A 19211-nucleotide genomic window follows, 5' to 3' on the forward strand; every position below is an offset into this window, starting at 1 on the left:
GTGCCGGGGTGGGGCCCGCGACGAATCCGGGGCAGGGCCGACGAACCGGGCGGACCGGGGCGTGAAACGCCCAGCCAGCAGGCGCACAGGGGGCCATTCGCGGGGTCGGAACGCGATGTTGCGCCGTCGGCCCGTCCCTAGCGCGTGGTGCGCTTGCGCCCGGAGCCGCTCTTCTTGCCGCCGCCGTCCTGCTTGTTGACGGTGGCCCAGGCACGCCGCTCGGCCTCGTCCTCGGAAAGGCCCTTCTCGCGGTAGCCCTCCTCTATGTGGCGGGCCTGGCGTTTCTGTTTGTCGGTGTAGGCGTCTTTGCTGCCGCGTGGCATGGAAAACCTCGCTTGCTCCTTGGGAGCTTGGTGGCCTCATCCGGTGATGTGGGTGTCGCCCTTGATGTGGATGACCTGGCCGGTGATGTAGCTGCCGTCCTGGCTGGCCAGGAATACGTACGCTGGCGCGTCCTTGGCCGGTTGTCCGGGGCGCTCCATCAGCGTGTCCGAGCCGAACTCGCCCACGCGCTTGCGTGCGGTGGCCATGCGGCGATCCTCAGCCTTCCGGCAACTTGCGGTCAGGCTCGGGCGCGTGGCCCGGCAGCGGGGGCTCCAGCGCTTCCTGCTCCTTCTCCGGATCGGGGCCGAGCTTCTGCGCGTCGCGGTGCAGTTCCGGATCGTTCCGGGTGCGGCTGCGATGGCGGTTCTGTTGGATCTGGCCGGGCATGGCCCACTCCTTGGCGGGGTGGTTCAGCGTGTACGCGTGCAGGGCACGGACCGGTGAAGCATGGCGCAACTACCGTGACGTGGCCGCGAACAAAAGGCGGGACGCCCCTGGACGGGATGTCCCGGGGACGGACTCGGTCGTCGCTGCCGTCGTCGGGGCTGTCGTCATCGTCCGTGCCGTCGTTCCTGGCCTTCGCGGCCGTGGACTGCGTGATGCCGAACGTGTGGCGGGGTGTTCACGTCAGCGTCGTGCTGCAACCTGGCGTCGACGGCGGTCTGGTTCTGCACGGCCTGCACGGTAGCCTTCTGCTCGGCGCCCAACTGGGTGCGGGTGTCATGGCCGGGCGTGCGCTGCTGGGCGGCGCGGCCGGCTCAGTCGCGTGCACCCAACGTGCGAGCGTCGGCATCGAGATCGGCCATGCGACGTGATGCCAGTGACTCGCCCGTCCACGCATCCACCGGCACGCGGTCGCCCGGCCGGATCACGCTGGCGTCGTGCGTGCTGTCGTCGGCCACCACGACCAGCGTGTGGTCGCGTTTGGTGATACCGAACAGGCGTTCGGCGAACGCGTGCGGCAGCCGGATGCAGCCGTGCGAGGCGGGATGGCCGGGAATGCGGCCTGCGTGCAGTGCGATGCCATCCCAGGTGAGGCGCTGCATGTACGGCATGGGTGCGTCTTCATACAGGTTGGAACGGTGCTGGCGCTTTTTCTGCAGGATCGGGAACACGCCGGTGGGCGTTTCCTTGCCCGGCTTGCCGCTGCTGATGGTGGACAACGCGACGCGGCGCCCGTCGCGGTACACGTGCAGTCGCTGCTCGGGGAGGCTGACCACGATCACCGTCGGACCGTCGTCGGGCATGTCGGCGCTCCAATGGAACGCACCCGGTTGCAGTGCGTTGTCCGTCGCGGACGCGTGGGCGCCGGGGCTGGCGGCCAGGCCGAGTGCGAGAAGGGCGGCGGTGCCCAGCAGGAACTGCAGGGCGCGGGAACGGTCGCGAGTGGCGGTCATGGTGTCCATGGCCGCGACGCTAGCGCCGTGCGGGTGATGCCCGGCATGAACTTCCACGCTGTCGCCTGAATATAGACGCGCGATGCGGATGTTTTTCATCACCGAGCAGTGATCTTCCCGCCGGTTGGGTGAATGGCGGTACGACCGCGTGCCTCGCGCTTGCAACTTGAACCTCGCGTGATGCGGCGCGGTCTCGCTTCATCGTTCGTTGCTGGCGGGCCGGCCACAGTCCTTCAACCCCCACAACCCCAACAGGAGTCGACGATGAAACGTGCAGCGATGCTGGGTGCGCTACTGGCGTTGGCCGCCAACGTGGCATGGGCGCAGGATGCGATGACCTCGGCGCAGGTACGCGCGAAGCTGCAGGCGCAGGGCTATACCGCGGTCAACGACGTGAAGTTCGAGGACGGCGTGTGGAAGGCCGATGCGCGCAGCGCCAATGGCAACCGCGTGGACGTGCGCCTGGATGCAACCACTGGCGAGGTGTATCCGGACGAGCAGGTCGCCAACCTCACCGAGGCCGATGTGCGTGCGCGCCTGGCGGAGGCCGGGTACACCAACGTGCACGATCTGGACTACGAGGACGGCATCTGGAACGCGGAGGCCGACGACCCGACCGGCAAGGACGTCGAGCTGAAGATCGACGCGAAGACCGGCAAGGTCATCGGCAAGGAAAAGGACTGATCGACGGTGGTGGACCGATGGCGGCGCGCGCCATGCCCGGGCGCCGCCGCCGTCGCCGGCGTCACTTCACCGGAATCATCAGGTGCTCGTACGGCGTGTCCGGCCACATCACATAGGGCACGGAGGTGTCGGGATCCGCATCGCGCGGGTAAAGCGCGTAGAAGGCCGGATCGGCGCCGACAATCATCACGTGCGGGCCGGTCTTGACCCAGTGGTTGCCGGCCGTGGGCCGGGTGGCATACGGGTCGGTGTTGCTGGCGTCGGTACCGCCCTCGAGCATGTACATGAAGCCGATCTTGCCTTGCGCCGGCGTGGTATGCCCGATCCACGCGTGCGCCCAGGCGAGGGCGTTGGCATCCATGCACATCGGATCGGGCCCCGGGGTGGCCGGGTTGTCCGGCATGCAGGTAAAGCCGTTGCTGCCGCTGCGCAGCGTGCGCATGCTGCCGTCGGCCTGCATGGCCACCAGCGTGGCGCCGGCGGCGACCTTGGCAGGCGCGGCGCTCATGGCGCTGCGCATCAGGGCCTGGTCGTCTTGTTTGGCCTCGGACTTGCCGGCCAACGCGGGAGCGGCGATCACCAGCAACAGCGCACTGGCGAGGCTGGTGTGAAGCGAGAGAGTGCGATGCATGGTCGTGTCCTGCCCGTCGAAGCTGGACCCCTGTTGTCGGTGGTCGGCGTCCGCGGCTCTGGCGGGCCTCGCGGGCGCTGGCCAAATGCATTCTGCAACGGCCTGGCGGCCGCCGCGCATGCTGTGACGGGTTAACCTCATCACGTCACTGAACACCCAAGGGCGGGGAGAGGAAGGATGCGCAGGCGATGGCTGCGGGTGCTCGTGGTGCTGCCGAAGCGGGTGTTGGCATTGGCCGGCGTGGCATCGGAGTGAACGCACGAATCACCTTGCAAACGACAAGGTGAACGTTCACGCGCGCCTAGCGTTTGTTTCACCGATCTTAGACTGTGCAACGCCCAAGGTATGCACCACGGCCAACGCGCCGTATTCCCCACACCTTGGAGCAAACGACATGTCTGATATCAAGAAGGATCACAGCATCGGTGAAGGCACTGGCGCGGGCGCTGGCGCCATCGCGGGTGCCGTTGCCGGTACCGCCATTGGTGGCCCGGTGGGCACGGCCGTGGGTGCCGTGGTGGGCGCCATTGCCGGTGCCAAGACCGGTGGCGCGATCGCCGAGGCGGTGAACCCGACCGAGTACCGCGACCATTTCCAGAAGAGCTACACCACCGCGTCGTACTACAACGCAGACCGCAACTGGAATGACTACGGGCCGGCTTACCAGTATGGCTACCAGAACTACGACAAGTACCGCGGCCAGCGCTTCGAGGACGTCGAAGACAAGCTTGCCGGCGAGTGGAACCAGGCTCGCGCGGAGTCACGCCTGGCCTGGAACGAAGCCAAGGGTGCGGTAAAGGATGGCTGGCACTACATCGAGCGCGCCCTGCCGGGTGACGCCGACCGCGACGGCCGCTGAGCCTGCGCGGCGGGGCTGGAGGCCCGACCACTCCGGAACAACGCTGGCCCGCCGAGGGCCAGCGTTGTTTCTGTTGCCACGGCGAGCGCCGCGTGCGGCCGAACGGGGAGCGTGGATTGCGTTGAGAGTGCGTGAAGGGTTGGCCGCGCCGCCGCCGTTAAGCTGCGGGCCTCCCTCCCCATCCTCTCCACGCCATGCCCCGCTGGAGCCGACGTCGCATGTGGACGATCCTCATCACCGTGGTGCTCACCGTGCTGGCCGTTGCGTTGGCGATGAACTTCGCCACGCCGGAAAAGAAGCTGGAGCGCAAGATCAACCACCGTTACGCGGTGGCCGACCCGCAGTTCCGCCGCGAGATGTCGGTGATGCTGGGGCCGTCGATCGTGCCGGGCAATCGGGTATCGGACCTGGAGAACGGCGAGCAGATCTTCCCGGCCATGCTCGAGGCGATCCGCTCGGCGCGGCGCACGATCACCTTCGAGACCTACATCTACTGGTCGGGCAAGGTCGGCCAGCAGTTCGCCGATGCGCTGTCCGAGCGCGCGCGCGCCGGGGTCAAGGTGCACGTGGTCATCGACTGGGTGGGCAGCATCAAGATGGAGGGCGACCTGCTCACGCAGATGGAGCGGGCCGGCGTCGAGGTCGAGCATTACCGCCCGCTCAAGTGGTACAACATCGGCCGCCTCAACAACCGCACCCACCGCAAGCTGCTGGTGGTGGACGGCACGGTCGGCTTCACCGGGGGCGTAGGCATCGCCGACCAGTGGAGCGGGCATGCCCAGGACCCCGACCACTGGCGCGACCTGCATTTCCGCGTGCAGGGTCCGGTGGTGTCGCAGTTCCAGGCCGCGTTCAACGACAACTGGATCAAGACCACCGGCGAGGTGCTCAACGGCGACGCCTATTTCCCGCCGCTGGAGAAGGCCGGCGACATGGACGCGCACCTGTTCATCGCCTCGCCCGCGGGCGGCAGCGAGAGCATGCACCTGATGTACCTGATGGCGATCGCCGCGGCCGAGCACAGCATCGACCTGCAGGCGGCGTACTTCGTGCCCGACGAGCTGATCATCAAGGCGCTCATCGCCGCCCGTCATCGCGGCGTGCGCGTGAGGGTGCTGTTGCCTGGCAAGCACATCGACTCCGCGACGGTGCGGCTGGCCTCCAAGGCGCACTGGGGCGAACTGCTGCTGGCCGACGTGGAGATATACGAGTACCAGCCCACGATGATGCACAACAAGCTGCTGATCGTGGACCGGTTGCTGGTGTCGGTCGGCTCGACCAACTTCGACGTGCGTTCGTTCCGGCTCAACGACGAGGCCAGCCTGAACGTGTATGACGCCACGTTCGCCGCGCGCATGACCGAGGTGTTCGAGCAGGACCTCAAGCCATCGGTGCGCTACACCTACGAGCGCTGGCAGCAGCGCCCGTGGAAGGAGAAGTTCATCGAGAAGTTCATCCTGCCGCTCAAGTCGCAGCTGTAAATGCGGTTGCGCCGCCCAGCTGCTGCGCGCGCGGATCCCCGGCCCGCATCGGCACACCACCAGGAGCCACGACCATGCAGTTGATTCCCTACATGATGTTCAACGGTCAATGCCGCGAGGCGTTCGATTTCTACGCCAGGGCCATGGGGGCGAATGTCGCTTTCGCCATGACCTACGGTGAGTCGCCCATGGCCGGGGAGTGCGACGCCAACCAGAAGGACTGGATCATGCATGCCCAGCTGGATGGCGGCGGCGTGGAACTGATGGGCGCCGACGGTCCGCAGACCGAAGTGCCCGCGGGAGGAGGCACGGTGATCAACATCTCCGTCGACACGCCCGAGGAGGCCGAGCGCGTGTTTGCCGCGCTGCTGGAAGGCGGTAGCGCCACCATGCCCATGCAGGAAACGTTCTGGGCGCAACGCTGGGGCATGCTGGTGGACCGCTACGGCAAGCCGTGGATGGTCAATTGCATGAAGCCGATGTGAGTGCAGCTCAGCCGGCGGTATCGCGGAAGTAGGGCTCGACGGAGCCCTTGACCTTGATGGTCATCGGCTGCCCGCGGCGATCCAGCGCACGGCCGACCGCGCTGCGGATCCACCCCTCACTGACGCAGTACTCCTCCACGTTGGTGCGTTCGGCCCCATTGAAGCGGATGCCGATGCCACGCTCGAGGGTTGCGGCGTCATAGAACTTACTGCGCGGGTCGTTGGACAGGCGGTCGGGAGGCGTATCGCTCATGGGGGCTCCGTTGGTGCGGTCGCAGGCTCCGGCCCGCGGGCGCACAGGATACCTGCTTCGCCACGTCGTGGCGGGGCAGGCATTGAAGACCGCCAAACGAAAAGGGCGGCCCGAGGGCCGCCCTTCCGCATCCGCGATGTCCACGCCTCAGTGATGCAGCAGGATGTCCGCGATGATGCCGGTGGCCACGGCCACCAGGATGTAGCGGCCGTCCGGATGGCGCACCCAGCGGTGGCCCGGCGGCGGGGCGGACAGGTGGTGATCGTGATGGTCCACGTAGTAGCGGCGGTCGAGGTAGTCGCGCTCGATGTGGCCACCACGACGGTATTCCTGCTTGTGCCAACCCTTGTGCTTGCCCGGTGGGTGGCCGTCGTGGCCGTGGCCCTTGGGGCCCCCCGCGAACGCCGCGGTGGACGCCGCGGCCAGGAAGGCGATCGATGCTGCGAGCAACAGGCGTTTCATGGGTCCCCCTCGGGTGTGGTCAGTCCGTTCGAGTCGATGGTACGGCGTGTGGGTGCCCGGGGCAGCGGCGCGAGGGTGCGGAAACCGCGATTGTTGACGGTAGTCTCCCTTCGGGGCAGCCGCTTTCAGCCGGCGTTGGGCAATCGTTCCCATTAGCGGGATCCCGGTCACGGGCGGACCACGCGGTCCGTCCGATTGCCATCACGCACGCCTGCAGGGTCGCGAACCGGATCCGGCGCCCCGTTGAGGCGGTCGGGCACGTGGGCAGCACCGGCCGCGCCAGCCCGGTGGCACGATCCGCGTCCGGCCACTTGGAAATGCCGGCGAAGGGCGCAACATCGTCGCCATGACCGCCCCTTCCAGTCCCCCTGCCGCCGACGAGACCCCGCCGGTGGCGGCCGATGTCATCCCCATCGCCAAGACCACCGGTGCGCGCAGCGAATGGCAGGTGCTGCGCGAGCTGCTGCCGTTCCTGAAGCCCTTCACCGGCCGCATCGCGCTGGCGCTGTCGCTGGTGGTGGCGGCAAAGCTGGCCAACCTGGCGGTACCGCTGCTGCTCAAGCGGCTGGTCGACAGCCTCGGGGTGCAGCCGTCGCTGCTGGTGCTGCCGGTGGGGCTGCTGCTGGCCTATGGTGCTTCGCGCGTGTCGGTCACGCTGTTCACCGAGCTTCGCCAGGTGGTATTCGCCCGGGTGATGGCCCGCGTCTCGCGCCGGGTCACGCTGCAGGTATTCCGCCACCTGCACGCGCTCTCGCTGCGCTTCCACCTGTCGCGCCGCACCGGTGGCGTGGCGCGCGACGTGGAGCGCGGTGGCACCGGCATCACCGACCTGCTCGACTGGACCGTCTACACCATCCTGCCCACGCTGCTGGAAGTGGTGCTGGTCACCACGCTGCTGGCCGTGGCCTACGACGGCGGTTTCGCGGTGATCGTGCTGCTGACGCTGGCGGCGTACGCGGTGTTCACCTTTGCCGTGACCGACTGGCGCACGCGCTACTACCGTGCCTCGGTCGAGGCCGACACCCGCGCCAACGAGCGCGCCGTGGATTCGCTGCTCAATTACGAGACGGTCAAGTACTTCGGCAACGAAGAGCACGAGGCGCGCCGTTACGACGCCAACCTGGTGCACCTGGAAGAAGCGCAGGTGATGGCGCGCAAGACCCTGTCCGTGCTCAACCTGGGCCAGACCGCCATCGTCGCCGTGGGCGTGACCGCGATGATGTGGCGCGCCGCCGCGGGCGTGGTGGCCGGCACGATGACCGTCGGCGACCTGGTGGCGGTGAACGCATTCCTGCTGCAGCTGTCCGCGCCGCTGAACATGCTGGGCATGATGTACCGCGAGATCAAGCAGGCGTTCACCAACCTGGAACGCCTGTTCAGCCTGCTGGACGAACGCCAGGACGTGCAGGATCGCGCGAATGCATTGCCACTGCACACCCGTCGCCCACAAGTGGCATTCGCACACGTCGATTTCGGCTACGACCCGCGCAGGCAGATCCTGCGCGACGTCAGCTTCGAGATTCCGCCGGGGGGCACGGTGGCGGTGGTCGGCCATTCCGGTTCGGGCAAATCGACGCTGGCGCGGCTGCTGTACCGCTTCTACGACGTGGACGGCGGCGGCATCACCATCACCGACGAAGCGGGCACGGCGCGCGACATCCGCGACTACACCCAGGCCAGCGTGCGCGGCGCGATCGGCATCGTGCCGCAGGACACGGTGCTGTTCAACGACACGATCTACTACAACATCCTGTACGGTCGCCCCGATGCCAGCCGCGAGGAAGTGGAGCAGGTGGCGCGCGCCGCGCATATCCACGCGCTGATCATGTCGCTGCCCGATGGCTACGAGACCGAGGTGGGCGAGCGCGGACTCAAGCTCTCCGGTGGCGAGAAGCAACGCGTGGCGATCGCGCGCGCGTTGTTGAAGAACCCGGCGGTGCTGATCTTCGACGAGGCGACCTCGGCGCTGGACTCCAGGTCCGAGCGTGCGATCCAGGCCGAGCTGGATCGCATCGCGGTGGGACGTACCACGCTGGTGATCGCGCATCGATTGTCGACGGTGATGGATGCCGACGAGATCCTGGTCATGGATGGCGGGCGCATCATCGAGCGGGGGACGCATGCGAAACTGCTCGCGCGTGGCGACCATTACGCGCAGATGTGGCGCCTGCAGCTGGAGCAGGCCGCCCAGACCCAACCCGAATCGCAACCCGAGCATTCGCCATGACCGACGCCCCGACCGTCCGCATCGATTTCGTGTCCGACATTGCCTGCCCGTGGTGCGCGGTCGGACTCAACGCACTGGAACAGGCCATCGCCCGGCTTGACGGTGCGGTGCAGGTCGAGCTGCATTTCCAGCCGTTCGAGCTCAATCCGCAGATGGCCGCGGAAGGCGAGGATGCCGACGAGCACCTGGCGCGAAAGTACGGACTGGATGCCGCGCAACTGGCGCACAATCGCGAGGTGCTGCGACAGCGCGGTGCGGACGTGGGCGTCACCTTCGGCCATCGCGGGCGGATGGTGAATACCTTCGATGCGCATCGCCTGCTGCATTGGGCTGGCCAGCAGGATCCGGCACTGCAGCGCGCGCTCAAGCACGCGCTGCTGCGCGCGTATTTCACCGACGGGCGTGATGTGTCCGACCACGCAGTGCTGGTCGACGTGGCGACCTCGGTGGGCCTGGACGGTGGGCGAGCCGCTGGAATCCTGGCGTCGGACGCCTTGGTCGCGGAGGTCCGTCAACAGGAGCGGCTCAACCAGGAACGGGGCATCCGCGCAGTGCCGTCGGTGATCCTCAACGAGCGCCACCTGATCCAGGGCGGGCAGCCGGTGGAGTTGTTCGAGCGGGCATTGCGGCAGGTGGCGAACGCCTGATCGCTGCCGGTGAAGTGTGATGCACGTCACCGTTTTTGAGTGATGTTTGGCGGAACCTGCATATGCCGGTTGCATGTGCAAGGGGATTTGGTCAGGGTTGCGGGGCCAGCGGTGGATGCAGGGACGGCACTCCGGTCCGATGGCCAAGCCCCGCACGTGGTGCCGGGCGTATTCAGGGGGCGTGCGTTGCTGAACCGGTTTGTGCAGTGGATGGCATGCCTGGCGCTGTCGCTGGGGTTGTCTGGCGTGGCGCTGGCCCAGGCATCGGAGCCCGTTTCCCGTCTGGTATCGGAGCGCTTGCCGGGCGCGCCGCTGTCGCGCCAGTTCAGCACCGGCGATTTCGATGCCTCACCCCGGCACATGGCGTTGGCGAGCGACGCCGAAGGCCGGCTGCTGGTCGGCAATCTGGACGGCCTTTTGCGCTTTGACGGCGAGAGTTGGCGGCTGTTTGAACTGCCGGGGCAACAGCCGGTCCGCGCCATCGCCAAGGGGGCCGACGGGCGCCTCTACGTGGGCAGCTTCGACACGTTCGGCTGGATGGAGCCGGACACCGGCGGTGGGCTGGTCTACCGCGAGCTGATGGGTGCCGTGGGCCTGCAGGGCAAGGACCGCAATGTCGGCGTGGTCTGGGAGGTGCTGCCCACGCCCACCGGCGTCTACTTCCAGACCGAGCATGCCCTGCACTTCCTGCCCTACGGTGGCGGGCGCGGGCGCACGTGGCCGTTGCCGGACAACAGCCGCGCGTTCTACGTCGACGGCGAGGTCCTGTACACCCGCATCGAGGGCCAGGGGTTTTCGCGTTTCGTCGACGGTCGCTTCGTCGTCGAGCCGGGCGGCGGGCAATTCGCCACCCGGTCGTTGCCGGCGATGTTTCCGCGCAAGGGCTGGCGGCTGCTGGTGGGCGAGGACGGTTTCTACCGGTCCGATGCCCGCGGCATCACGCGGCTGGGGGCGCCGGGGCCCGCGGCATTCGCCGACGAGGGGGCCTACGTCGCGGTCGAACTCCGCGATGGCACCCTCATGGTGGGCACCAACAGTGGCGAGCTGTTCCGCTACGAGCGCGACCTGACATTGCGCCAGCGCATCCGGATCGGCAACTTCGGGATCCTCGCGCTCGGGACCGACAGCGAGGATGGCCTGTGGGTGGCGACCGAAGCCGGCTTGCACCGCCTGTCGATCCCGTCGCCGTGGTCGGTGATCGGGAGTGCGCAGGGCGTGCAGGGACGCGCGCACGATTTCGAGTGGTTCGACGGTGCCTTGTGGCTGGCCACGTCACGCGGCATCGGCCGGCTGACCCGCGACGCGGCCGGCGATTATGCCTACGCGCGCAAGGACTGGGTGAGCTACGAAAGCTACAGCCTGCTGGCCACGACGGCCGGCCTGCTCGCCGGCCATCGCGAAGGCATCATCCTGCTGCGCAAGGGCGCCCAGCGCGCCGAGGTGCTGCTGCGCAGCGATGCGGGGATCTACGTGATCCAGGCGTCGCGCCACGACCCGTCGCTGGTATTCGCGCTGGGAGGACAGGCGCTGTACCTGTTGCGCCCAGCCGGGTCGGGCTGGGAGGTGTGGCGTGAAATCCCCACCGGCACCCTGAGCCCGTGGAGCATGGAAGAGCTGGAGCCTGGCGAGTTGTGGTTCGGCGATAGCCGTGGGGCGCCGCAGCGGTGGCGCCTCGATCTGTCCACCGGCCGCCTGCGCGACCGGACCGTCATGGGCCCCGAGCACGGTATCGACGCTGATTCCACCGGGGGCAGCAACGTGTACCTGCTCGACGAGCGGGTGCATGCCGTGGTGGCGGGCCGTGACTTCATGTTCGACGGCCGCGGTTTCGCGCCGTTCACCGAGGCGCCGTTCTCGCTGATCGATCGGCCGAAGGAGTTGACCGTGCGCGAGACGCCGTTGGGGGCGTATGCGTTCACCTCCCGGCAATTGTGGCACCGCGCGCGCGCCGGCCATCCGTGGACGCAGGTGCTGTTGCCGGCGGACGTGGCGGGCGGTTACGGCACCGTGCGGGTCACCGCCGATGGCGTGCTGCGCATCTCCACCTGGAAGGGGCTGGTGCAGTACGACCCGACCGAACGGAGCTCGGCGCAGCGGCGGTTGCGGGTGACGGTGGAGAGCGTGTCCGCCCGCCATGTGCGCACCGGCAACGCTTCCGACGCCGCGCGGAACGCGGCGGCCACGTTTACACCGCTGGCGCTGCCCGGTCAGGACGGTCGCCTGCTGCAGGTGCCGGCGGGCCAGGGGCTGGTGTTGCGCTTTTCCATGGTGAGCATGGAGGCGGGCGCGCAGTTCCGCTACCGGCTGCCGGGGGTGGCCGCGGATTGGACCCCATGGGGGGACGCTGTCCTGTCCGTGCGGCCGTTGCCGGCCGGAACCTACCGGCTGGAGGTGGAGGGACGCAGCCGCGCCGGCCGCGAGGCCCAGCCGTTGCGGCTGGAGTTCCAGGTCATGCCGTTCTGGTACGAGACCTGGTGGGCCCGCGCCCTGGCAGTGGTGACAGCGGTGCTGCTCATCACCGGCCTGGTCGTCCTGCTCAGCCGGTTGCGCACGCGCCAGTACCTGGCGGCCAACCGCGAACTCGAACAGCGCGTCGCCGAGCGCACCCGCGCGCTGGAAAAGGCCAATCGCCAGCTGACCGAGCTCGCCACCGAGGACCCACTCACTGGACTCTGCAACCGCCGGGTGCTGGAGACGGGGCTGCGCCGGGAATGGAACCGCTGCATGGACAACAGCCAGCCCCTGTCGGCGCTGATGATCGACGTGGACCACTTCAAGAAGTTCAATGACGACCACGGCCATCTCGAGGGCGACCACACCCTTCGCCAGGTCGCGCAGCTGCTGCGTCGCCACCATGACGAGGAGCGTGAGTTGCTGGCCCGCTATGGTGGTGAGGAGTTCTCCCTGTTGCTGCCCGGCGTGGACCCGGCCCAGGCCCGCGTGCGCGCCGAGGCGCTGCGCGAAACCGTGGCCAACTCCCCCTTGGGCGTGACCGTCAGCATTGGCGTGGCCGGGTTTGTTCCGGGTCGGCACACCGAGCGCGACCGCCTGTTGCGCCTGGCGGATGACGCCCTGTACCGGGCCAAGCGTGCCGGCCGCAACCGGGTCGAGGTCGACACCAGCCTCGACCGGTCACCGGGCAAAGTCTGAATGGGGGGCGGCCATTGAGAACCGGAACGTTGCATTTCCGTCGCGGCCGCCCTACTGTGCGCTTGCTGTGTTCGCCAAGGGTCACCCGAAACGTGGCCCGATGCGGTTGATCCACCGATCCGCTACATCGTTGCACTCGCTTCTCCTTGCAACCAGCTCCAACACCGCGCAAGCGGCTTTCAACTTTGTTCCAAGGAAAGTAAAGATGTCCAACCGTGAAACCGGCACCGTCAAGTGGTTCAACGACGCCAAGGGCTTCGGCTTCATCAGCCGCGAGAATGGCGAAGACGTGTTCGTGCACTTCCGCGCCATCCAGACCCAGGGCTTCAAGAGCCTGCAGGAAGGCCAGAAGGTCACCTTCGTCGTGACGCAGGGCCAGAAGGGCCTGCAGGCCGACCAGGTGCAGCCGGCCTAATCGCCGCGCACCGGACCGCCGCAAGGCGGTCCACGCCTCGAGGAAACCCCGCTTCGGCGGGGTTTTCTTTTTTCCTGCATTGCATCAAGGCCCGAGAAGGAGCGGGGCCATGGGGCATTGCGGAAAAGCGGGCCATGGATGGCCCGCGGCGTGACTCGCGGCAGGATGCCGCGACGGAACGCTGCAGCAATGCCCCATGGCTCCGCTCCGCCCCGACGCGTCGTTGATCAGGCCGTTGGCTCGCTGTGCAGCTCGGCCACGAAATCGTAGGCATCACCCCGATAGAACGACCGGGTGAACTCCACCACGCGCCCATCTTCCAAAAACGTGCGCCGCTCGATGAACAACCCCGGGCTGCCCTCCGGCAATTGCAGCAGCCGCGCCTGCTCCGCATCGAAGGCGATCGCGCGCAGACGCTGCAAGGCCCGCGCGGGCCGAATGCCCTGCGCGGCAAACGCCTCGTACAGCGAGTTCTCGATCAGCGACGGGTCCGCGAGCACCGATTGCGGCACCACCGTGCGCTCCAGCGCGAGGGCCTGCTCGCCGGCGGTACGCAGCCGGTAGTAGCGCAGCACCTGCGCCCCGGGCGACAGGTTCAGCGCCATCGCCTCCTCCGGCGTGACCTCGCCGACACCGCGTTCCAGGAAGTGCGAGCGCGGATCCAGCCCTCGCGCGCGCAGGTCGTCGGTGAAGCTGGTCAGCCGGGAAAACGACTTGACGATGCGTTCGGCGACGAAGTTGCCGGCACCCTGGCGCTGCACCACCAGGCCGTCGGCGACCAGCCCGGCGATGGCCTTGCGCACCGTGACCCGCGACAGCGCCAGTTGCTTGCCCAGCTCGCGCTCGCCGGGCAGGGCCTGGCCGGCCGGCAATTCGCCGTTCTCGATGGCGTGCTGCAGCGCCCGCCGCAGGTGCTGGTAGGCCGGCGCCCGGCGGGTGGCCTGCTGGCGGTCGAACTCGCTGGCGAGGTAGTGCTCCATGCCGCAACCATACCAGTGGCCTACCAGTGGCGGCAAGTTTGCTGGATGCAAGTGCTTGATTGTATGGGTTTGGCGCGTGAAACCTTGGTAGTGGTATCTAACTGGTATCGATTCTGCTATGGTCAGCCTATGCCCGACCGAGCCCGTCCATGAGCGCCTCCCCGCAGGTATCGCGTTCCGCCTCCCCCGTTGGCCACGCCGCCGCACTCCCGCCGTTCGATCTGGTCATCTTCGGCGGCACCGGCGACCTGGCCATGCGCAAGTTGCTGCCGGCGCTGTTCCACCGCTACCTCGATGGGCAGATCGTCGAGGGCAGCCGCATCGTCGCCATCGCCCGCGACGCGCGCAGCGACGATGAGTACCGGGTCCGTGTGCGCGAGGCATTGGCCAAGGTAGTCGCGGAGGAACCACGCGGCATCGAGGTGCTGGACGGCTTCCTCGCCCTGCTCAGCTACCGCCGCCTGGACCTGGGCGATGACGCTGGCTGGCCCGACTTCGCCGCCGAGTTGACCGTCGAGGACCGGGTGCGCGTGTTCTATCTCGCAGTGGGCCCCGATCTGTTCGCGGTGGTCGCCGACCGGCTGCACGCCCACGGCCTGATTGGCCAGCACACCCGCGTGGTGGTGGAGAAGCCGCTCGGCCACGATGGCCGCAGCGCCAACGCCATCAACGACGCGCTGGGCCGCGTGTTCGACGAAACGCAGATCTACCGCATCGACCACTACCTGGGTAAGGAGACGGTGCAGAACCTGACCGCGCTGCGCTTCGGCAACGCGCTGTTCGAGCCGCTGTGGAAGGCCGAGCACATCGACCACGTGCAGATCACGGCCGCCGAGACCGTCGGCGTGGAAGGCCGTGCTGCCTACTACGACCGCTCCGGCGCGCTGCGCGACATGGTGCAGAACCACCTGCTGCAGCTGCTGTGCCTGGTGGCGATGGAGCCGCCGGCCTCGCTGTCGGCCGACGACATCCGCGACGCCAAGCTCAAGGTGCTGCGCGCGCTGCGCCCGATCACCGCCGACAATGCCGCGCAGCTGACCGTGCGCGGCCAGTACCGCGCCGGCGCCGCCGAAGGCCGCGCGGTGCCGGGCTACGCCGAGGAGTTGGGCAGCAGCTCCGAAACCGAAACCTTCGTCGCGCTCAAGGCCGAGGTGCGCAATTGGCGCTGGGCCGGCGTGCCGTTCTACCTGCGTACCGGCAAGCGCCTGCCCGAGCGTTCGTCGGAGATCGTGGTGACCTTCCGCCAGGTGCCGCATTCGATCTTCGACGATGGCGAGGGCAGCGTGCGGCTGGCACCCAACAAGCTGGTGCTGCGCCTGCAGCCGGACGAAGGCGTGACCCTGTGGCTGATGAACAAGGTGCCTGGCCCCGGTGGGCTGCGCCTACGCCACGTGCCGATGGACCTGAGCTTTGCCGAGGCCTTCGGCGGGCGCCAGGCCGACGCGTACGAGCGCCTGCTGGGCGACGTGGTGCGCGGCAACCAGATGCTGTTCATGCGCCGCGACGAGGTGGAGGCGGCATGGCAGTGGATCGATCCGATCCGCGCCGCGTGGCAGGCCGCGCACGAAGCGCCCAAGCCCTATACCGCCGGCACCTGGGGCCCGAGCGCCGCGGTTGCGCTGATCGAGCGCGATGGCCGCACGTGGCACGAAGAGGGGGGCTGAGCCGATGCGTGTTCCGACCAGGCCAGATTGCGTGGATAGCGCCAGTACCTCCAGCGCCGACGGCATGGCCGGGGAAAACGCGGTCGCCTGCAGTGCAACCGTCGAAAGCGCGAGCCTCCCGCGCGCGGCGAGCCCCGTTTCCCGTGTCACCGACATCCGCACCCGCATGCCCCTTCACAAAGCCAACCCAATGCCCGTCATCGACATCCCGCACGTGCGCGCACGCGACTTCGCTGACGCCGTGGCCCTGGCCGAAGGCCTGGCTGCCGCCGTCGCCGCGGACCTGCGCCGTGCCATCGCCGCACGTGGCGTGGCGACGATCGCGCTGGCCGGCGGCAACACCCCGCGCCGCTTCCTGCAGGCGCTGTCACGCCAGTTGCTGGACTGGTCGAAAGTGCGCGTGCTGCCGGTGGACGAGCGCTGGGTACCCAACACTGACCCGCGTTCCAACGAGCGGCTGCTGCGCGAGCACCTGCTGAAGGGCGAAGCGGCCGCGGCCGAGTTGTTGCCGCTGTATCGCCCGGTGGAGACGCCGGAAGTGGCGCTGCAATCGGTGGCGGGCGACATCGCCCATCGCGCGCTGCCGCTGGATGTAGCGGTGCTCGGAATGGGCGAGGATGGCCATGTCGCCTCGCTGTTCCCCGACCTGCTGCGCCGTGACGTGGGCTTGTCGCCCAGTGGCCGCGCGCCGGTGCTGGCGATCCGAACCGCCGCGGCGCCGGAGCCGCGCATCACCCTGACATTGAGTGCGATCTTCACCGCGCCGGCGCTCTATTTGCATATCGAAGGCATCAGCAAGCGCCGCGTGCTGGTTGATGCATTGGGCGAGGGCGTGAATCCCGGCACCGCGTTGCCGGTGCATGCGTTCGTCACGGGCGCGCCCACCTTGCCTGCGCTGTACTGGTGTCCGTGACCAGGCGTGCCGCGCTCGCCGACCCGATGCGCCCGCACCGCGCGGACCGTCCCGGCCACCCGGCGCGTTCCCGCCACGCAGCCCGTCCGCACGCAGCCCATTCCCGCGCGGCCTATTCCTGGAGTCACCCCGCATGTCCGCCCCGCTGAACCCCACCATCGCCGAGGTCACCCGCCGCATCGTCGAGCGCAGCCGCGAGCGCCGCGGTGCCTATCTCGCGCGCATCGACGCCGCATCGGGTCCACGCGCGCACCGCGCGCAGCTGTCGTGCGGCAACCTCGCGCACGGCTTTGCCGCGTGCAGCCCTACCGACAAGGCGTTGTTGCGCGGCGGTGTGGCGCCCAACCTCGGCATCGTCACCGCGTACAACGACATGCTCTCGGCGCACCAGCCGTTCGAGCAGTTCCCGTTCCTGATCCGCAACGCCGCGCGCGAAGCGGGCGCCACCGCGCAGGTGGCCGGTGGCGTGCCGGCGATGTGTGACGGCGTGACCCAGGGCCAGGCCGGCATGGAGCTGTCGCTGTTCTCGCGCGACGTGATCGCGATGTCCACCGCGGTGGCGCTGTCGCACGACATGTTCGACGCGGCGCTGTACCTGGGCGTGTGCGACAAGATCGTGCCGGGCCTGCTGATCGGCGCGTTGAGCTTCGGCCACCTGCCGGCGGTGTTCGTGCCGGCCGGACCGATGACCTCGGGCCTGCCCAACAACGAGAAGTCGCGCGTGCGCCAGCTGTACGCTGAAGGCAAGGCCACGCGCGAGGAGCTGCTGGAGGCCGAGGCGCAGAGCTACCACGCACCGGGCACGTGCACCTTCTACGGCACCGCCAACTCCAACCAGATGCTGATGGAACTGATGGGCCTGCACCTGCCGGGCGCCAGCTTCGTCAATCCCAACACCTCGTTGCGCAACGCGCTGACCACGGCGGCGACCAAGCGCGCGGCGCAGATCACCGCGCTGGGCGACGATTTCCGCCCCATCGGCCGGATCATCGACGAGCGTTCCATCGTCAACGGCGTGATCGGCCTGCATGCCACCGGCGGCTCCACCAACCACCTGCTGCACCTGATCGCGATCGCGGCGGCAGCGGGGATCGACCTGCGGCTGGAGGACTTCGACGACCTGTCGTCGGTGGTGCCGCTGCTGGCGCGCGTGTACCCCAACGGCTCGGCGGACGTGAACCACTTCCATGCGGCCGGCGGCTTGGCGTTCCTGATCGGCACGCTGCTCGACCACGGCCTGCTGCACGGCGACGTGGAGACCATCGCCGGGCCCGGACTGGCGCGGTACCGGGTGGAGGCGCGGCTGGACGACGAGCGCCAACTGGCCTACGTGCCGGCCACCGCCACCAGCGGCGACACCGAGGTGTTGCGGCCGGCGGATGCGCCGTTCCGCGCCGATGGCGGCCTGCGCGTGCTGCGCGGCGCGCTGGGCACCGCGTCGATCAAGGTCTCGGCGGTGCCCGAGGATCGCTGGGTGGTGGAGGCGTCGTGCCGCGTGTTCAACGAGCAGCGCGAGGTGCGCGAAGCCTTCGAGCGTGGTGAGTTGGACCGCGATGTGGTCGTGGTGGTGCGCTTCCAGGGGCCGAAGGCCAATGGCATGCCCGAGCTGCACCAGCTCACCCCCGCGTTGAGCGTGCTGCAGAAGCGCGGCCACCGGGTGGCGCTGGTCACCGACGGGCGCATGTCCGGTGCATCCGGGCAGGTACCCGCCGCCATCCACCTGACGCCGGAAGCGGCGTGCGGCGGCCCGATCGCGCGCCTGCGCGACGGCGACGTGGTGCGGGTGGATGCGCGTGCCGGCACGCTGTCCGTGCAGGTGCCGGAGGCGGAGTGGGCCACCCGTGCGCCCGCGACGCTGGACCTCAGCGCCAGCCACGTCGGCCTCGGCCGCGATTTGTTCGAGGTGTTCCGCCGTGCCGTGGGCCCGGCCGATGCGGGCGCCAGCGTGTTTGCCCACGGTTCCAGCGGAGAAATGGCGTGATCTCACTCGAAGCGGTGCTGCAGCTCGCGCCGGTGATGCCGGTGGTGGTGGTCGATGACGTGCGTCACGCGGTGCCGTTGGCGCGCGCGCTGGTGGCCGGCGGCATTCCCGCCATCGAAGTGACCCTGCGTACTGACGCGGCGCTGGAGGCGGTGCGCGCCATCGCCGCCGAAGTACCGGAGGCGGTGGTCGGCGTGGGCACCGTGCGGCGACCGGCGGACTTCGCCGCTGCGCTGGCCGCGGGCGCGCGCTTCGCGGTGTCGCCGGGCGCGAGCCCGGACCTGCTGGCGGCCGCGCGCGACATCGACCTGCCATGGCTGCCCGGCGCCGCAACCGCCAGCGAGGCGATGGCACTGGCCGAACGCGGCTACCTGCAGCAGAAATTCTTCCCGGCCGAGGCGGCGGGTGGCACCGCGGCGTTGCGCTCGTTGCACGGCCCATTGCCGGACATCCGCTTCTGCGCCACTGGCGGCATCACGCCCGCCAACGCCTCCGAATACCTGGCGGTGCCCAGCGTGGCCTGCGTGGGGGGCTCATGGCTGACCCCAGCCAAGCTGCTGCAGGCCGGCGACTGGGCCGGGATCGAGGCGCTGGCACGCGAGGCGGCGGCACTGCGCGGCTGACCCGCGACCAAGGTCGGTACCGGGACCCCGGGGCG

General features: G+C 68.7%; 20 protein-coding genes and 1 pseudogene. 13 read left to right on the plus strand and 8 right to left on the minus strand.

The window, feature by feature from the left end:
• Positions 1–140: 140 nt before the first annotated feature.
• The 3 genes and pseudogenes from IP93_RS08995 to IP93_RS15635 form a co-directional block, all read right to left on the minus strand.
• Positions 141–323: pseudogene (locus tag IP93_RS08995) on the minus strand (hypothetical protein); the annotation flags it as partial.
• A gap of 36 nt (positions 324–359) precedes the next feature.
• Positions 360–530 carry an SDR family oxidoreductase gene (locus IP93_RS09000; protein WP_199747170.1) on the minus strand — a complete coding sequence of 57 codons (171 nt, stop codon included), beginning with the start codon at positions 528–530 and terminating at the stop codon, positions 360–362.
• A gap of 10 nt (positions 531–540) precedes the next feature.
• A complete protein-coding gene (locus tag IP93_RS15635; protein ID WP_158636316.1) occupies positions 541–711 on the minus strand; it encodes a hypothetical protein in 171 nt (56 codons plus the stop codon).
• Positions 712–884: 173 nt separating this feature from the next.
• On the opposite strand from IP93_RS15635, the gene IP93_RS09005 reads away from it, so the two are divergent.
• A complete protein-coding gene (locus IP93_RS09005; RefSeq protein WP_144814724.1) occupies positions 885–1139 on the plus strand; it encodes a hypothetical protein in 255 nt (84 codons plus the stop codon).
• Here the strand turns inward: IP93_RS09005 and IP93_RS09010 are convergent.
• Positions 1083–1730, minus strand: coding sequence for a L,D-transpeptidase family protein (locus IP93_RS09010; protein WP_144814727.1), 648 nt, complete (start codon positions 1728–1730; stop codon positions 1083–1085). The genes IP93_RS09005 and IP93_RS09010 overlap by 57 nt on opposite strands.
• Before the next feature lie 255 nt (positions 1731–1985).
• Between IP93_RS09010 and IP93_RS09015 the strand changes: the two genes are divergently transcribed.
• Positions 1986–2405 carry a PepSY domain-containing protein gene (locus IP93_RS09015; protein ID WP_144814730.1) on the plus strand — a complete coding sequence of 140 codons (420 nt, stop codon included), beginning with the start codon at positions 1986–1988 and terminating at the stop codon, positions 2403–2405.
• A gap of 61 nt (positions 2406–2466) precedes the next feature.
• On the opposite strand, the gene IP93_RS09020 is transcribed toward IP93_RS09015, so the two are convergent.
• On the minus strand, positions 2467–3036 hold the full coding sequence (locus IP93_RS09020) for a hypothetical protein (RefSeq protein ID WP_144814731.1): 570 nt from the start codon (positions 3034–3036) through the stop codon (positions 2467–2469).
• Positions 3037–3430: 394 nt separating this feature from the next.
• On the opposite strand from IP93_RS09020, the gene IP93_RS09025 reads away from it, so the two are divergent.
• The 3 genes from IP93_RS09025 (at position 3431) to IP93_RS09035 (ending at position 5861) form a co-directional block, all read left to right on the plus strand.
• Positions 3431–3895, plus strand: coding sequence for a hypothetical protein (locus IP93_RS09025; RefSeq protein WP_144814734.1), 465 nt, complete (start codon positions 3431–3433; stop codon positions 3893–3895).
• Positions 3896–4113: 218 nt separating this feature from the next.
• Complete coding sequence (locus IP93_RS09030) at positions 4114–5376, plus strand: phospholipase D-like domain-containing protein (protein WP_144814735.1); 1263 nt, start codon at positions 4114–4116, stop codon at positions 5374–5376.
• Positions 5377–5450: 74 nt separating this feature from the next.
• Positions 5451–5861: a VOC family protein gene (locus IP93_RS09035; protein ID WP_144814738.1), complete on the plus strand. Its 411-nt coding sequence runs from the start codon at positions 5451–5453 to the stop codon at positions 5859–5861.
• 7 nt (positions 5862–5868) lie between these two features.
• On the opposite strand, the gene IP93_RS09040 is transcribed toward IP93_RS09035, so the two are convergent.
• Together IP93_RS09040 and IP93_RS09045 are read right to left on the minus strand one after the other, a co-directional pair.
• Positions 5869–6114 (minus strand): DUF3297 family protein, encoded by a 246-nt coding sequence (locus tag IP93_RS09040; protein ID WP_144814740.1) that lies wholly within the window; start codon positions 6112–6114, stop codon positions 5869–5871.
• Positions 6115–6261: 147 nt separating this feature from the next.
• Entirely contained in the window at positions 6262–6576 is a 315-nt protein-coding gene (locus IP93_RS09045) for an RcnB family protein (RefSeq protein WP_144814742.1), read from the minus strand.
• Between the two features lie 346 nt (positions 6577–6922).
• On the opposite strand from IP93_RS09045, the gene IP93_RS09050 reads away from it, so the two are divergent.
• The 4 genes from IP93_RS09050 to IP93_RS09065 all read left to right on the plus strand — a co-directional run bounded on the left by IP93_RS09050 (position 6923) and on the right by IP93_RS09065 (position 13015).
• Entirely contained in the window at positions 6923–8803 is a 1881-nt protein-coding gene (locus IP93_RS09050; RefSeq protein WP_144814745.1) for an ABCB family ABC transporter ATP-binding protein/permease, read from the plus strand.
• Entirely contained in the window at positions 8800–9450 is a 651-nt protein-coding gene (locus IP93_RS09055) for a DsbA family oxidoreductase (RefSeq protein ID WP_144814748.1), read from the plus strand. Before IP93_RS09050 ends, IP93_RS09055 begins: the two co-directional genes overlap by 4 nt.
• A gap of 186 nt (positions 9451–9636) precedes the next feature.
• A complete protein-coding gene (locus IP93_RS09060) occupies positions 9637–12600 on the plus strand; it encodes a ligand-binding sensor domain-containing diguanylate cyclase (RefSeq protein ID WP_158636317.1) in 2964 nt (987 codons plus the stop codon).
• Positions 12601–12805: 205 nt separating this feature from the next.
• Complete coding sequence (locus IP93_RS09065; RefSeq protein ID WP_036139375.1) at positions 12806–13015, plus strand: cold-shock protein; 210 nt, start codon at positions 12806–12808, stop codon at positions 13013–13015.
• 227 nt (positions 13016–13242) lie between these two features.
• Here the strand turns inward: IP93_RS09065 and IP93_RS09070 are convergent, their stop codons facing one another.
• On the minus strand, positions 13243–13995 hold the full coding sequence (locus IP93_RS09070) for a GntR family transcriptional regulator (RefSeq protein ID WP_144815092.1): 753 nt from the start codon (positions 13993–13995) through the stop codon (positions 13243–13245).
• 149 nt (positions 13996–14144) lie between these two features.
• Between IP93_RS09070 and zwf the strand changes: the two genes are divergently transcribed.
• From zwf to eda, 4 genes are all read left to right on the plus strand, one after another.
• Positions 14145–15659 carry a glucose-6-phosphate dehydrogenase gene (gene zwf, locus IP93_RS09075; protein WP_144814752.1) on the plus strand — a complete coding sequence of 505 codons (1515 nt, stop codon included), beginning with the start codon at positions 14145–14147 and terminating at the stop codon, positions 15657–15659.
• Positions 15660–15849: 190 nt separating this feature from the next.
• Positions 15850–16572, plus strand: a complete 723-nt coding sequence (pgl, locus tag IP93_RS09080) for a 6-phosphogluconolactonase (RefSeq protein WP_144814754.1) — start codon at positions 15850–15852, stop codon at positions 16570–16572.
• A gap of 133 nt (positions 16573–16705) precedes the next feature.
• Positions 16706–18553: a phosphogluconate dehydratase gene (gene edd / locus IP93_RS09085; RefSeq protein ID WP_144814756.1), complete on the plus strand. Its 1848-nt coding sequence runs from the start codon at positions 16706–16708 to the stop codon at positions 18551–18553.
• The gene (eda, locus tag IP93_RS09090; RefSeq protein WP_277874027.1) at positions 18550–19176 is read left to right on the plus strand and encodes a bifunctional 4-hydroxy-2-oxoglutarate aldolase/2-dehydro-3-deoxy-phosphogluconate aldolase; all 627 of its coding nucleotides are present in this window, start codon (positions 18550–18552) and stop codon (positions 19174–19176) included. The genes edd and eda overlap by 4 nt, the downstream gene beginning before the upstream one ends.
• Positions 19177–19211 lie beyond the last annotated feature (35 nt).

The organism is Aerolutibacter ruishenii (genome assembly GCF_007830115.1).
GTDB lineage: Bacteria > Pseudomonadota > Gammaproteobacteria > Xanthomonadales > Xanthomonadaceae > Aerolutibacter > Aerolutibacter ruishenii.

Excerpts from the sequence above, each read along its gene's own strand:
- IP93_RS09000 (WP_199747170.1), bottom strand. The coding sequence starts at position 530 with ATGGCCACCGCACGCAAGCGCGTGGGCGAGTTCGGCTCGGACACGCTG.
- IP93_RS15635 (WP_158636316.1), bottom strand. The coding sequence starts at position 711 with ATGCCCGGCCAGATCCAACAGAACCGCCATCGCAGCCGCACCCGGAAC.
- IP93_RS09010 (WP_144814727.1), bottom strand. The coding sequence starts at position 1,730 with ATGGACACCATGACCGCCACTCGCGACCGTTCCCGCGCCCTGCAGTTC.
- IP93_RS09015 (WP_144814730.1), top strand. The coding sequence starts at position 1,986 with ATGAAACGTGCAGCGATGCTGGGTGCGCTACTGGCGTTGGCCGCCAAC.
- IP93_RS09020 (WP_144814731.1), bottom strand. The coding sequence starts at position 3,036 with ATGCATCGCACTCTCTCGCTTCACACCAGCCTCGCCAGTGCGCTGTTG.
- IP93_RS09025 (WP_144814734.1), top strand. The coding sequence starts at position 3,431 with ATGTCTGATATCAAGAAGGATCACAGCATCGGTGAAGGCACTGGCGCG.
- IP93_RS09030 (WP_144814735.1), top strand. The coding sequence starts at position 4,114 with ATGTGGACGATCCTCATCACCGTGGTGCTCACCGTGCTGGCCGTTGCG.
- IP93_RS09035 (WP_144814738.1), top strand. The coding sequence starts at position 5,451 with ATGCAGTTGATTCCCTACATGATGTTCAACGGTCAATGCCGCGAGGCG.
- IP93_RS09040 (WP_144814740.1), bottom strand. The coding sequence starts at position 6,114 with ATGAGCGATACGCCTCCCGACCGCCTGTCCAACGACCCGCGCAGTAAG.
- IP93_RS09045 (WP_144814742.1), bottom strand. The coding sequence starts at position 6,576 with ATGAAACGCCTGTTGCTCGCAGCATCGATCGCCTTCCTGGCCGCGGCG.
- IP93_RS09050 (WP_144814745.1), top strand. The coding sequence starts at position 6,923 with ATGACCGCCCCTTCCAGTCCCCCTGCCGCCGACGAGACCCCGCCGGTG.
- IP93_RS09055 (WP_144814748.1), top strand. The coding sequence starts at position 8,800 with ATGACCGACGCCCCGACCGTCCGCATCGATTTCGTGTCCGACATTGCC.
- IP93_RS09065 (WP_036139375.1), top strand. The coding sequence starts at position 12,806 with ATGTCCAACCGTGAAACCGGCACCGTCAAGTGGTTCAACGACGCCAAG.
- IP93_RS09070 (WP_144815092.1), bottom strand. The coding sequence starts at position 13,995 with ATGGAGCACTACCTCGCCAGCGAGTTCGACCGCCAGCAGGCCACCCGC.
- zwf (WP_144814752.1), top strand. The coding sequence starts at position 14,145 with ATGAGCGCCTCCCCGCAGGTATCGCGTTCCGCCTCCCCCGTTGGCCAC.
- pgl (WP_144814754.1), top strand. The coding sequence starts at position 15,850 with ATGCCCGTCATCGACATCCCGCACGTGCGCGCACGCGACTTCGCTGAC.
- edd (WP_144814756.1), top strand. The coding sequence starts at position 16,706 with ATGTCCGCCCCGCTGAACCCCACCATCGCCGAGGTCACCCGCCGCATC.